Source organism: Parasphingorhabdus sp. NYA22 (assembly GCF_976973735.1).
Genome location: NZ_OZ333477.1, coordinates 2,102,031 through 2,116,466 on the forward strand (window position 1 = coordinate 2,102,031; position 14,436 = coordinate 2,116,466).

The 14,436-nt window shown below is 54.0% G+C and carries 9 protein-coding genes and 1 riboswitch; of the genes, 7 read left to right on the plus strand and 2 right to left on the minus strand.

What is annotated here, in order from left to right; translation table 11 throughout:
* Positions 1-3 precede the first annotated feature (3 nt).
* Complete coding sequence (locus ACWFTY_RS10140) at positions 4-549, minus strand: hypothetical protein (RefSeq protein WP_447524107.1); 546 nt, start codon at positions 547-549, stop codon at positions 4-6.
* Positions 550-578: 29 nt separating this feature from the next.
* Complete coding sequence (locus tag ACWFTY_RS10145; RefSeq protein WP_447524108.1) at positions 579-2,471, minus strand: TonB-dependent receptor plug domain-containing protein; 1,893 nt, start codon at positions 2,469-2,471, stop codon at positions 579-581.
* 78 nt (positions 2,472-2,549) lie between these two features.
* A riboswitch (cobalamin riboswitch) is annotated at positions 2,550-2,761 on the minus strand.
* A gap of 202 nt (positions 2,762-2,963) precedes the next feature.
* On the opposite strand from ACWFTY_RS10145, the gene ACWFTY_RS10150 reads away from it, so the two are divergent.
* The 7 genes from ACWFTY_RS10150 to ACWFTY_RS10180 all read left to right on the plus strand — a co-directional run bounded on the left by ACWFTY_RS10150 (position 2,964) and on the right by ACWFTY_RS10180 (position 14,420).
* Complete coding sequence (locus ACWFTY_RS10150) at positions 2,964-3,311, plus strand: hypothetical protein (RefSeq protein WP_447524109.1); 348 nt, start codon at positions 2,964-2,966, stop codon at positions 3,309-3,311.
* Between the two features lie 222 nt (positions 3,312-3,533).
* Positions 3,534-3,854 (plus strand): DUF6481 family protein, encoded by a 321-nt coding sequence (locus tag ACWFTY_RS10155; RefSeq protein WP_447524110.1) that lies wholly within the window; start codon positions 3,534-3,536, stop codon positions 3,852-3,854.
* A 193-nt stretch (positions 3,855-4,047) separates the two neighbouring features.
* Positions 4,048-5,286, plus strand: a complete 1,239-nt coding sequence (locus tag ACWFTY_RS10160; RefSeq protein ID WP_447524111.1) for an MFS transporter — start codon at positions 4,048-4,050, stop codon at positions 5,284-5,286.
* 391 nt (positions 5,287-5,677) lie between these two features.
* Positions 5,678-8,305, plus strand: coding sequence for a TonB-dependent receptor (locus ACWFTY_RS10165; protein ID WP_447524112.1), 2,628 nt, complete (start codon positions 5,678-5,680; stop codon positions 8,303-8,305).
* A gap of 74 nt (positions 8,306-8,379) precedes the next feature.
* Positions 8,380-10,377, plus strand: a complete 1,998-nt coding sequence (locus ACWFTY_RS10170) for a tetratricopeptide repeat-containing sulfotransferase family protein (RefSeq protein WP_447524113.1) — start codon at positions 8,380-8,382, stop codon at positions 10,375-10,377.
* A complete protein-coding gene (locus ACWFTY_RS10175; RefSeq protein WP_447524114.1) occupies positions 10,374-11,984 on the plus strand; it encodes a BCCT family transporter in 1,611 nt (536 codons plus the stop codon). The genes ACWFTY_RS10170 and ACWFTY_RS10175 overlap by 4 nt, the downstream gene beginning before the upstream one ends.
* 399 nt (positions 11,985-12,383) lie before the next feature.
* On the plus strand, positions 12,384-14,420 hold the full coding sequence (locus tag ACWFTY_RS10180; RefSeq protein WP_447524115.1) for a 3-hydroxyacyl-CoA dehydrogenase NAD-binding domain-containing protein: 2,037 nt from the start codon (positions 12,384-12,386) through the stop codon (positions 14,418-14,420).
* The last annotated feature ends 16 nt before the right edge of the window (positions 14,421-14,436 follow it).

Here is a 14,436-nt window from a genome sequence, read left to right on the forward strand (position 1 = left end):
CGATCAGCCTAGCGGGCTTGCCTGCTTTCCAATCCGTCCGAACAATGTGCCGTCGAGAACCAGATAGAGGACGCCGAGGCCAGCGAACCAGAGGATGTCGTTTTGCGCGATCATCCAGACAATCGACGGCGCGAAATTCGCTACTCCGCCGAGATAGAGCGCGGCGACATAAAGCAATGCCTCAAAAGCGACAAAGGCTCCGCCTAAAGCCAATAAAGACGAGACCGGCGACTGGTTACCGCGCAAGGTGAATATCATCTTCGCTACCCCGAGCGTTGCCATCGCAGTCACGCCCATCGCGAGGCCGTGACCGAAACTGTTGGCTGTCTGCGGATAGCCGAGGATCAGATAGCCGACCAGTTGATTTGCGAACCAGACAGCGCCCATCCAGACCGCCGCCTTGCGGAACGGCAAAGTTGCCGCCAGCAAGGTCGCGATCGCGGCAAAAGGGAATATGCAGGCTAATGCAAGGCTGCCCAGAACCGACGAAGTTGCCAGCACACCGGCCCAGATATTCTGGACGGACGATGAAGATTGAACGAGTTGCATATGATCAAATTCCCTTTTGCTATTGGATGTCAGAAGCGCGCGCGCGCTCCAATGTATGCCGAACGCCCCTGAGAGCCAAAATCTGTGGCTGTTTCATAGGTGACATCGAACAGATTGTCGATACGTCCAAAGACCTCAAGCATATCGGTCACCGGAATGCTCGCGCGTGTTCCGGCAAGTATATAGCCGTCGATGCGACGGCTGTTGGCGAGATCGTCGAAACTGTCGCCGACCATCTGCATGTCAGCGCCCAGTTTCAGGCCGAAACCGGTCTGGTAGCTGGCGTTGAGATAGAGGCTGCTCGCCGGACGGCGGGCCAGTTCGTTACCGAAATTGGCGCCGGAAGACCGGTTTTCGGTGTCGAGCCAGGTGTAATTTGCGTCTATCCGCAACTGTTCAACCGGGCTGATCGACAACACCGCCTCGACACCCTTGGTGCGGTTGCGCTCGATGTTGAGCGTCGTACCAAAAGGACGGCTGCCGTTGGTGCACACTTCCGGCGCCGGGTCGGGCGCTACCGGGCAGGCAGCGAAGGATATCTGGTTGTCTGTGTCCCGCTGGAACAGGGTCACAGAGACCCGCACCGCTTTCTCGATCAGCGATTGCTCAATGCCTATCTCATAGGATTTTGCGGTTTCCGGTACCAGATCGGGTGTACCATAGCCGAATGGACGATCATCAAGATCGATCAGCGAAGGCGCTCTGAACCCTTCGGCATAGCTGGCACGAATGGTCGGGCCATCTTCACTGAGCCGATAGACCAGATTTCCCGCGAGACTGGTATTGCCACCAAAATCTTCGTGATCATCGTGTCGTATCCCGCCAGTCAGCGTCAACCCGTCGACAGGCTGGAACACGGTCTGGAAGAAAATGGAGTCGATGCCGGTCGAGTCACTTACGCCCATATTTTCATAGCGGCTCTCTTCTGTTTCGGCTCCGAAGATAAAGCGCAATTGTTCGGCCGCGGCAAAATCGCCCCGATATTCAAACCGTTCTGTCCGCCCTCTGGGCAACGAGGTGAAGAAGGGGTTTACGATATCGCGGTTGATGTCGGCGATGCTGAAAGCAAAGCGGTTCTGGAACCGGCCGTCAAATGTTTGAGCCTGAATGGCTGCGTTGCCGTAAATTTCCTTTGCCAGCGAAAACTGGCTGTTGTCGGAACTGAAAGGCGGGAAGACGCTATCATTGTCTACCCGGCTGTCCGCATAATAGCCGCTGGCTTCAAAGCTGATCGCATCGGTCAGATCGACCTGCAATTGTCCGGAAGCCGAATATTGGCGATAGCCATCCGGTTCGGTACCGCCGGAATAGGCGCTGATACCGTCGGTACGGACATAGCCGCCACCGATGCTCAGGCCCACAGGTCCAACTTTACCAGAGGCATTGCTGACGAGCCGCACGGTATCATGCGCGCCATATTCGCCTTGCGCGAACAGGGTTAAATCTTCGGTCGGACGTTTCGTTGTAATATTGACGACGCCGCCGACTGCCTGGCTTCCCCAGGTAACGCCGCTGGCGCCACGCAGCACTTCTACGCGTTCGATATTGCCGGCCAGCAGATTGCCGAAATCAAAGGCGCCATCTGGCGAGGAGGGATCGTTGACCCTGATGCCGTTGATCAGAACGAGTGTCTGGTCGCTTTCGGCACCGCGGATACGGACCGAAGTCTGCGACCCCAAACCTCCGCTCTGGGTGACGTTCACGCCCGGCAGTTCCTGCAGAATATCGGCAATCGAAATGATCTGCTGTTCGAGTATGTCTGCTGTATCGATAACGGAAATGGCGGTGCCGGTATCTTCGATATCCTGTTCGACGCCGGTGGCGGTAACAATGATCTCGGAATCGTCGGCGGCGAGTGCCGGCACAGCATAGCAATATGCGGAAGATGCCAAAAGCGTGGCTAAGGTTCGGAATTTATACATTGGGAGTCCCTTTTGTTAACGACATAGTTGCCGCTACGCAGGGGAAAACCCCGTTCACCCGACACACCCCGTCCGGCTGAAGAACGACGATACCGGGCAGGTCTCCTGACTTGCGGATCGCTGTCGAATATACCGCCTTCCCAGATCCGCGGATCCAGTGGCATTTGGCATATCGGCTAGCCGCTTACAGTTGCGGGGGCAGTACCGGATTTGAGCCGGGCCGAAGCCTTTTTCTCACCGATTTCCCTTTGAATTCTCGATTAAGAGAAACCCAATATCTGGCGACCATTCGTCGAAAATGATTCGAGTTGCAAGTGCAAATGTAAAATGGATCGCTGGATGAGCGTGATCCTACGTGGGTGATCGCCAAAAACCAAAATTGGATGCCACCGGATTTCAGAACACAGATTTTAGCGGGATGATGGCGGAATCTGCTTCGCTCCTGAAATCGAGTTATGCTATAGGGACGTTCTCAATTTAGGAATGATAGTCATGATTGCATTTTTGAGTATTGCCTTGTTCAGCACCGTATCAGCCGCAACAATCGCCGACGCGGAAACAGCGCGGGTTACTTATTCCAACTGCCTCGTCGAGTTTACAACGACGCAACTGGACGAGAAGACCGGCACGGGCGCGTTCAAAAAGGCCGCGAAAACAGCTTGCTCTGGAGAGCGCGAAGCAATGATCTCTGCCATAAAAAAAGACGAAATGACTTATGGCAGTTCGGATGACGAAGCGACCAGCTTTGCCATAGAAGAGGCGGATGGCGTCTTGTTTGCCTTCACCGACAGCTATGCGGGTTACGTGAGTTCGAGCACCCGGCCCGTCAAACAGGAATAGTCGGTTAAATCGAAAGCGGCGGGCTGTTGACGGCCCGTTTTTGCGTGCCGTTGCTGCATCCGGTTGCTTTTCGGTCTGATTCTTTGCGTCCGCTAGGCTATATAAACCTGTACTGTTGCTTAAACATTGCCCGATTGCTCTAATGACTGTACGGGCTGCAACGCTGTTCGGGAATAAACCGGCGCACGCCTTAATCGCACTATCAAGGAAATATAAACTCAAATGCCGCCTTTTACACCACCAACCTTCCAAGAACGCACTCAAATGGCGGCCAAAGCCAAGCAGGCTGCGCTGAAAAAACTGAAGGCAAAGCCTCCGCTTAGCGATGAAGTCATTGCCGAACGCAAGGCAGCCGAGCTAGCACGCGAGCAAAAACAGGCTGCAGCGAGCGAAGCGAAACGCGCGGCATTTGAACAAGCGAAGGCAGAGCGCAAAGCCGCGAAAGAAAAAACCAAGCCAAAATTGGCGCTAGGACTGACCGAAGCCGAGAAGAAAGCCGCTCGTGACGAGCGCTACGCCAAGCGCAAAAAACGCCGGAAATAACGCCCGGACGCTAAGCCGGAAAAGCGACCGAGTAGCTCTGGAGCTTTCGGCATCAGCCATCTGACGACCGCATGTGGCAGGATACGCGCATGCTCAGCATTCGGATTCTGAAAATTTGATATCAGACCTCTGCGGCGTCACGCTGACGCTTCGCTGGACAGCGCCCATGAATTCGAGCAGTTACCAAGCGGTCATGACAACCAGACTAATCCCCCTCAGCGCGCTGTTGCTCGGCTCTCTCTTCCTGCTGATCGCGGGCGGAATAAATGGCCTCATTCTGCCGCTACGCGGATCAGACGAGGGCTTCAGCGCCTTTTCCCTGGGATTGCTCGGCACCGGTTGGGCGGCAGGCTATGTGCTCGGCTGCCTATATACACCATTATTGGTATCCCGAGTCGGTCATATCCGCGTGTTCGGGACACTCGCTGCAACTGCTGCGATTGCAATATTATTGTCGGCGATGGTTCCGAGTCCCTGGAGCTGGATTCCGTTAAGAGCGGTATCAGGTTTCTGTTTTGCCGGAGCGGCAATGATCGTAGAGAGCTGGTTGAACGAGGAAGTTGATTCATCCATACGCGGGCGCGTTTTCGGAACCTATACGATGATAAATCTGGTGGGTACGACCGGCGGTCAATTGGTCCTGATCGGTGCGGATGTATCTACGTCCTGGTTTTTCATGCTTGCTGCCATTTTCTATTGCCTGGCGCTGATTCCGACCACGATCAGTTCGAACCGGGCGCCGTCACCGTTGTTCGAAGTCAAACTCAATATTCCGCAGCTTTGGCGCAATTCTCCGGTCGCAGTGTTTGCCGTGCTGATGATTGGCATCTCGAACGGCAGTTTTGGAGCATTGGCGCCTGTATATGCCAACAACATCGACCTTGATCTGACGACCATAGTTCTTTTCTGCAGCGCACCCATTCTTGCTGGAGCAATGTCGCAAATACCCGTCGGTCGCGCCTCGGACCGGTTTGACCGAAGAAAGGTACTGGTATTCCTGGCGCTCGTTGCAATGGCGGCAGACGGTGTATTTGTTTTCTTGCAGCCTGAATCCGGCACGGCCAATATCCTGATCGGTTCGGTACTGGGAGCGGCGATCTTTGCGATGTATCCGATCGTTGTCGCGCACGCCAATGACCACGCAGATCCCGGCCAGTTTATCCAGACCAGCGGCGGGCTGTTGATGATCTTCGGAATCGGGTCGATTGCCGGACCTTTCATTGCCGGCCTCGCTTTGACGTTGTTCGGACCGATGGCATTATTCTCGACCCTTTTGGCCGCACATCTTTTTATCGTGCTTTTTGCCATGTTGCGGATGTGGCGGCGAGAGCAAGTGGGATCAGAGGATAAGGCAAGTTTCCAGAATATCCCGTTCGCGCGAAACACGACTCCTGAAACCGAAGTGCTGGCAGATCGTGAGAACCAGGCGTGATCATTTTTTGTAATTGTTCCTGGAGGGTGACTGATCGGGCTAGGGCAGGCGGCAGATCTCTTCGCTTTTCCCTGCCTTCATCGGTATGAGATCGAGCGTCTTTCTCTTGCGGCTTCGGTCGGGAGACCATTAGCAGGACGAAGGTGTTGATGATCGTCAAAACCGGTGTTCATTGTTCAAACTATGTACAGTCAGCGCCTGTTAATCGTGATAACTGACCGATTAAACACTGCGGTTCACAAAACTGTAATAGCTGCTATAGCTCCCCCATATTTGAAAGCCGATGTCGCAGGGGACATTTTATTTTTCGGCTTTGCAGTGGGTTCGATAGGTTATCCGGTCGGACGTGTTTTTCCCTTAAATTTAAAATTGAAACCACAAGAGGGTTAATTTGAACTATTTAAAAACGAGCACATCGCTCGCGGTCATCGCGGCGCTGGGCTGTGCATCAGCACAAGCTCAAGAAGCAGTCTCTGAAGAGCAGAAGAAGGGCGTGACCGAAATTGTCGTTACCGCGACAAAACGGAGCGCCAATTTGCAGGATGTCCCGATCGCCGTGCAGGCCCTGGGCGAAGAAACTCTCGATCAATTGGGCGTCACCGTATTTGACGACTATCTTCAGCAATTGCCCGGCGTAACAGCTGGCGGCGGCGGACCGGGCCAAAGCACGATATATATTCGTGGCCTGGCATCGACTACGCCAAATCTGACCACTGCCGGCGTCGCCGGACTTGCGCCTAATGTGGCTCTTTATCTTGACGAACAGCCGGTATCACAGCCGGGCCGTAATCTGGATGTCTACGCAGCCGATCTTGAGCGCGTGGAAGTATTGTCTGGGCCGCAGGGCACTTTGTTCGGCGCAAGTTCGCAAGCGGGTACAGTGCGTTTGATCACGAACAAGCCTGTTCTCGGGCAGTTCCAGGCCAAAGTGAAATCTGGTCTCGCTTTTACGAAAAGCGGTGATCCGAGCTACAACATCGAAGCCATGGTCAATATCCCGGTTACTGATAGGTTCGCTATCCGTGCGGTTGGCTATTATGACAACAAGGGCGGCTATATCGACAATGTAGCCGGAACACGCAGCACGGCTGACAGTGCTCGTTTCCGTGCCGCTGGCACGGTGCGTGACAATGGCGTCCCGGTAAGCGCCGCTCGCGACGGCTTGCAGTCGGGCGCCGATTTGTCGGGTGTGAATTTCATATTGGCGGACAATTCAGCTCTGGCCGAGAAGAATTTTAACGATACCCAATATCTCGGTTTCCGGGTCGGCGGCAAATATGAATTTTCAAATGACTGGAGCCTGACCGTTGCCCATGCCCGCCAGGGGCTGGATTCCGATGGCGTTTTCTTTGAAGATCCAACGCTCGGTGATTTGCAGATCGAACGTTTTGAACAGGATGAAATCAAGGATGATTTCAGCAACACAAGCTGGACGCTCGAAGGCCGGATTGGCGCACTGGAACTGGTTTACACCGGTGCTTATACCAAGCGCGAAACAACACAGCGGGTGGATTATACGGACTATCTGTTCGTTGGCCAATATCTGCCATATTATATCTGCGACGGTTCGGTTTCCTATCCAGGCGGCGCTCCTACAGGAACGTGTCAGGCGCCGAATTTGCTAGTAAATTCGCGCACAGAGACCGAAGTGATGACGCATGAACTGCGTTTCAACACACCGGCAGACTATCCGCTGCGCTTGACCGCTGGCGCGTTTTATAGCGATCTGGAACTGTCGGAGCGCAACGACTTCACTTATCCCGGCAGCACTGCGATTGATCTGTTCGGCGGCTCTTTTCCGGCCAACTTTTCGCAGCCCGATGTCTTTAACACCGATAGCGGCGCTTATCCGGCAGGCGTCATTTTCCGTAATGACGTGCGTCGAACCGACAAGCAGTTCGGTTTGTTTGGTGAAGCGACATATGATATTTCGGATCAGTTCGCGATCACCCTCGGTGCGCGCTATTATGACGTAGAAGTTGATCTGGAAGGTAGCGCGAATTCGTCTTTCTGTAATTCCAGCGGCGTTGATGAAAATGCTTTTGGCACCAATATCAGCGACCTCTATGATGGTGATGGCAGCTTTACCTTCATCGGCAGTTGTAATGATGCCCTCCGCCAGACGTTTACACAGGGTCAAACAGTCGCCGAAATCCAGGCTGCCGGGTTGAGCCAGGCGCAGGCACAGCAAGTGTTCAACTCGCTGAGCGCTCCCGACAAGGCGGCAACAGACGGCTTTATCTTCAAAGCCAATCTGACATGGACGCCGACGGATGATTTGCTGTTCTATGCAACTTATTCCGAAGGGTTCCGTCCAGGCTTGCTGAACCGGCCGGGCGGCGCGCAAAGTCCGGGTGGCTTTACCGTCCCGTTTGCGCTCGAAACCGATGATGTGACCAATTATGAAATCGGCTGGAAGACCTCACTCTTTGACAATCAGCTGCGTTTCAACGGCAGCGCCTTCTTTGTCGACGTGCAGAATTTGCAGACGACGATCTTTGACACCAGCATCACCAATTTGTTCTTTTCGGACAATGCGGCGAATGCGGAGATCCGGGGTATCGAGGCGGATATTACGATCGCACCTTATTCTATCGACGGTCTGACGATTAGTGCGGCTTTCTCCATATTGGATACGGAGATTACCGACGTTCTGACGCCAACCAACGATGTGATTGAAGGACGCAGTCTCGCTTATGCGCCGAGTTTCCAAGGCAATATCCGTGCTCGCTACGAATGGGAGGCTTTCGGTGACTGGACAGCGCATATACAGCCGCAGATTACATATTCGGCATCTTCGGCTACCGACATTATCGAGATCAACCGGATCACGTTGGACAGTTGGACAACCTTCGGACTTACGGCCGGTGTGACGGACAAGAGCTGGTCATTCGAAATCTTCGGTGAGAATCTGACCGACGAACGGGCCGAGATCAGCGGTAGTTTCGTTTATGATCGTGCGCGGATAACGGTTAATCGTCCGCTAACCGTGGGCGCACGCGTTTCCTTCGCCTATTAAGATGTGTAAACGCCGGGGGAGGCTTTCCGATTGGAGAGCTTCCCCTGCTATTAAGGACTGCAAGCCGAGAATAGATGTCTGAAACTGGTCCTGATATCGAAGAACAGCTGAAACTGGCACGCGCTCAAATGTATGAGGGGCGGTTCGAGGCTGCGCTGCGTTTGGCGAAGACTGCTTTGCGCAACGATGCAGAGAGTATCGACGCACTTTATACGAAGGCGGCTTGCGAACGCTATCTGGGACATGCTGACGCCGCCCTAGCGAGCGTTGACCTGCTGAAGGCCCTGTCTCCGGATTTCGGCCGGGCCCATCAGGAAGAGGGCCATATTTTCAAGGCCAAGAGCGATTTCGAAAGCGCAATGATCGCCTATCGCCGTGCCTGCCAATGCAATCCCGTCTTGCAAGCGAGTTGGAAAGCACAAGCAGAGATACTGGAGGGCTGGGGACGCCGTGAAGCTGCTAGGGAAATGCGCGGGCAGGAACAGCGCATTGCCAATATGCCCAAGCCATTGGTGGCGATAGCGCACCTCTTATATGAGGGAAAACTGATCAAGGCGGAAACAGCCTGTCGGCATTTTCTGCAAACCAATCCTCACGATGTCGAAGCCATGCGATTGCTGGCCGATATCGGTTCGCGGTTGGGTATATTGGAAGATGCTGATTTTCTGCTGGAGAGCGCGCTGGAATTCGAACCGGACAATATTCAGGTGCGGATTGATTATATTCAAACTCTTCGAAAGCGCCAGAAATTTGCAGAGGCTTTGAAGCAAAGCGAATTCCTATATCAGCGGGAACCAGATAATCCGGTTTTCCAATCGCTCTACGCCATCGAGTCCATGCAGACCGGAGACTATGAACAGGCGCTGCAATTATTCGAAAAAGTCTTGCAGCGGCTGCCGGATGATCCGGTAACGCTGACCTCTCGCGGTCACGCACTGAAAACCTTTGGTCGCCATGAAGAAGCAGTCCTGTCCTATCAAAACGCTATCGTATCAGACCCTGGCCATGGCGATGCCTATTACGGTCTGGCGAACCTCAAAACCTATAGCTTCAGTGACGAAGAATTGCGTCAGATGGAGGCACAGGAACAAGGCAACCGGTTGAGTTATCAAAACCGCATCCATATCTGTTTCGCGCTCGGCAAGGCCTATGAAGACCGCAAGGATTATGACAGGTCTTTCGCCAATTATGATCGGGGCAACCAGTTGAAACGCGTGCAGTCACGCTACGATGCCGATCAGATGACCGGGGAACTCGATAGTCAGATAACGGCATGTACGGCGGCGCTGTTTGAAAAGCAGGCTGGTAACGGGTGCGATGCTCCGGATCCGATTTTCATTCTCGGGCTACCGCGCGCAGGCTCGACCTTGCTGGAACAGATATTGGCATCGCATAGCCAGATTGATGGCACGCTGGAATTGCCAAATATATTGTCACTCGCGCATCGGTTGCGGCGGACAAAGCAGGCGAGCAATGACTCGCTTTATCCTGAGAACCTACATGATCTCGAGGCTCTTCAGTTGCGGGCAATGGGGCAGGAATATATCGATAGCACACGGATCCACCGTAAGGGCGCACCGTTCTTCATCGATAAAATGCCCAATAATTTTCGCCATATTGGTTTGATCAAACTCATTTTGCCCAATGCCAAAATTATCGATGCACGGCGGGAGCCAATGGCCTGCTGTTTTTCCGGCTTCAAGCAACTGTTCGCGGAAGGGCAGGAGTTCACCTATGGATTGCAGGAAATCGGCCAATATTATCGGGACTATGTGCAGCTGATGGAACATTGGGACAGCGTGTTGCCCAGCGCTGTCCTGCGGGTACAGCATGAAGAGGTGCTCGATGATCTCGACGGGCAGGTGCACCGTATGCTCGATTATCTGGGCTTGCCCTTCGAGCAGGCCTGCATCGATTTTCACCAGACAGAACGCGCTGTTCGTACCGCCAGTTCGGAGCAGGTGCGCCAGCCGATCACCAAAGCGAGCGTCGATCTGTGGCGTCACTATCAATCACATTTGCAACCGCTGAAAGATGCGTTGGGAAAAACAATATTGGAGCCTCGACAGTGAGCGGAACGGAAACAGCAGCGGCGGACGTTGTCGATATTGATTATGAGACCGATTATGAAGCGGGACAGGACAATGTAAATACATTCGGTCTGGAAATGCACAATCCGGTGTTTTTTATAAGCGCCATCCTGATTATCGCATTTGTGCTCCTGTCATTGATATTCCCGCATATCTCGCAAGACGGGCTAGAGGCGACCAAGGCCTGGACGCTGCAATATTTTGACTGGTTCTTTGTCATTGCCACGAACTTCGTGTTGTTTTTCTGCCTTGCTGTCGCAATTTCACCATTGGGTAAAATCCGTCTGGGCGGCGTGGACGCCAAGCCAGAATTTGGCATGGCCTCCTGGATCGCCATGCTGTTCTCTGCCGGCGTCGGTATAGGCATGCTATTCTACGGCGCAGCCGAACCAATGGCTTATTATACGGATTGGGGCGGAACGCCGCTCAATGTCGAAGCCCTGACGCCGGAGGCCGAACGTCTGGCGCTTGGCGCGACCGTGTTCCACTGGGGGCTTACCCCCTGGGCGGTCTATGCCGTGATCGGTCTGGCGCTTGCTTTTTTCTCCTTCAACAAAGGCCTGCCGCTAACCATACGCTCGGCTTTCTATCCGATATTGGGTGACCGTATCTGGGGTTGGCCCGGGCATCTTATCGACATTCTGGCCGTGATCGCGACGCTGTTCGGTCTGGCAACATCATTGGGCTTTGGCGCGCAACAGGCGGCGACCGGAATCTCCTTTCTGTTCGGGGTCGAAGCGAGCCTGACGTCGCAGCTATTACTGATCGTCGTCATTTCGGGACTGGCTATCATTTCGGTGATCCGTGGTATGGACGGCGGGATAAAGTTGTTGAGCAATATCAATATGGTTCTGGCTGCATTGCTGCTCGCATTTGTTTTTGTGGCCGGACCTACGCTGCAGATATTCAAAGGCTTTGGAACGGCTGTCGTCAGCTATGCTGAATATGCGATTCCATTGAGTGACTGGAACGACCGCGACGACAAAATCTGGTATCATGGCTGGACGATATTTTACTGGGCGTGGTGGATAAGCTGGTCGCCATTTGTCGGCATGTTTATCGCCCGCATTTCCAAAGGTCGTACCATCCGGCAATTTCTGACCGTCGTATTGATTGTACCGGTGATCGTCGCGATCATCTGGTTCACAACATTTGGCGTGACGGCCATAGAGCAGGTCAAGGAAGGCGTTGGTCAATTGCCTGCCGGGATAAGCGAAGTGCCGCTGGTGCTGTTCCAGATGCTGGAGAATATGCCGTTCCCCTATATCGCATCTTCCTTGGCCATCGTCCTGTTAATCGTATTTTTTGTCACCTCGTCCGATTCCGGTTCACTAGTGATTGATGCGATAACGGCAGGCGGCCGAACCGATGCACCTGTTGCACAGCGTATTTTCTGGGCAGTATTACAAGGCCTGGTCGCAGCGGCATTGCTGGTCGGCGGTGGTGCTGCGGCACTGGGAACGCTGCAGGCCGGGACGATAGCGAGCGGCCTGCCATTCACAGTGGTGTTGCTGGTGTGCTGCTACAGCCTGTTCAAAGGCCTGATGTCGGAATATCGCCTGTTGAGCGCCCAGAATGTTCTGGATTAACAAGCAACATATTCGGTCCGCTCGTCGTGATGGTCTGACAAGTTCTGTCGGTCTGCCGTTGCTCTCGACAAGATGCCATTGAATAACAATCTGCGGATCATCGTCATATTCATATAATGCAATCGCAGCAAACAGGCATGGCTTCAGCTATGCCGAACTTCGAGAAATTGCATTTCATGTCACTGGTACGTCCCCGATGACGAATTCCTGGGGAGCTGCACCGGTTTCCGGAAGCGAACTATCACCAAATATAATCTGGGGATAGCGCGACAAAGCATGTTTCCGGCATGAATGGTAATTGATCAACGATGCCCGGAGAGCTGGTTCAATTTAATCGCGCAATTGACATGCCGCATCGCATCTGTTCTTCATCTAGGCATAATCTTTGAGGAGAGAAAAATGTCTGTAGTTACCACCGAAAAACAGAATAATATTCTGGTCATCATATCCGACAATCCTCCGGTCAATGCGCTTGGCGCCGCCGTTCGCCAAGGACTGGTCGATGGTATTGAAGAGGCTTTGTCTGACGATGAAATTGAAGCTGTGGTTATCCGCTGTGATGGACGGACGTTTTTTGCCGGCGCCGATATTACCGAATTTGGCAAACCGATGCAGGGACCCAATCTGGGTGAAGCCCTTGACCGGTTGGAGGTCAGTGACAAGCCGGTTATTGCGGCGATCCACGGCACCGCTCTTGGCGGTGGATGCGAGGTAGCATTGGCCTGTCACTATCGGGTTGCGGTCCCGTCAGCGAAAATCGGTTTGCCGGAAGTCAAACTGGGCCTGATCCCGGGTGCCGCCGGAACCCAGCGTCTGCCGCGGGTGGTTGGCGCAGAGGCAGCGCTTCCGATGGTCGTGATCGGCAACCCGATCTCCGCTAAAAAAGCGCATGCCATCGGACTGATCGACAAGATCGTCGGCGAAGACAGTCTGGCCGACGACGCGATAGCCTTTGCGCGCGAGCAGATTGGCAAGGCGCCTCCGCGCTCTTCCGAAGGCACAGCCAACGAAGACGGCATCAAGAACCCGGCTATATTCGATGAATTCCGGCAGCAAAGTGGTCGCAAGATTCGTGGCTTTGATGCACCGGAAGCGGGGATCCAGGCGGTCAAAGCCGCGGGCGAACTTTCTTATGCCGACGGCGTGGCAAAAGAACGCGAGCTGTTCACAAAGCTCATGACCGGTACCCAAGCGGCTGCGATGCAGCATTATTTCTTTGCCGAACGCGCGGCCAACAAGATTGACGGGATTGATCCCAAAATCGATCTGATCCCTATCAAGAAGGTCGGGATTTTGGGCGCCGGCACCATGGGTGGCGGCATCGGCATGAACTTTCTGTCCGCCGGCATTCCGGTGACCATCGTCGAGCTGAAAGAGGAAACGCTGCATCGCGGCGTCGGCGTGATCCGCAAAAATTACGAGAATAGCGCCAAGCGCGGTCGCATGACCGAGCAACAGGTCGAGGATGCGATGGGCATATTGACCCCCAGCCTGTCTTATGACGATCTCGCCGATTGCGATCTGGTGATCGAGGCGGTGTTCGAGAATATGGACGTTAAAAAGGAAGTGTTCACCAAGCTTGATAGTATTGTGAAACAGGGCGCGATCCTTGCCAGCAACACCAGCTACCTGAATATTGACGAGATTGCAGCGGCAACAAAGCGCCCCGAGTACGTGCTCGGTCTGCACTTTTTCTCGCCCGCCAATGTGATGAAATTGCTGGAAATTGTACGCGGTGAAAAGACCGCTGACGATGTGCTGATGACGGCGATGAAGCTGTCGAAGAAAATAGGCAAGGTCGCCGCAGTCTCGGGTGTCTGCCCCGGCTTCATCGGCAACCGGATGCTCAGCCCGCGTCAGGAACAGGCCAATGCGTTGCTCATGGAAGGCGCGAATTACTGGGAAGTCGACGATGTCCTGCTGGAATTCGGATTCCCGATGGGACCGTTCCAGATGTCCGATCTGGCCGGCATAGATATTGGATGGCATCGCGATCCGTCGCGCATCGAATCCATGCGCGACGCCTTGTGCGCCGTCGGCCGCTGGGGACAAAAAGTCGGCAAGGGATTTTACGACTATGATCAGGCGCGTCAACGGACGCCCTCTGATGAAGTCAAACAGATCATCGCCGAATTCGCCGCCAAAGCCGGCAAGCAGCAGCGCGAAATTTCGAAGGACGAAATCCGCGAGCGGCTGCTCTATCCGATGGTCAATGAAGGCGCCAAAATCCTCGAAGAAGGCATGGCACAAAGGGCCAGCGATATCGATGTCGTCTGGATTAACGGCTACGGCTGGCCGCTTTATACTGGCGGGCCGATGTTCTGGGCCGATACCGTCGGTCTCGACAAAGTCGTTGCCGGACTGGAAAAACACAATCTGCCGGTCGCCGATATGCTGCGGAACAAGGCCAGCAAAGGCGAAAAATTCAACGGGTAGGTCTACGGATATCGAA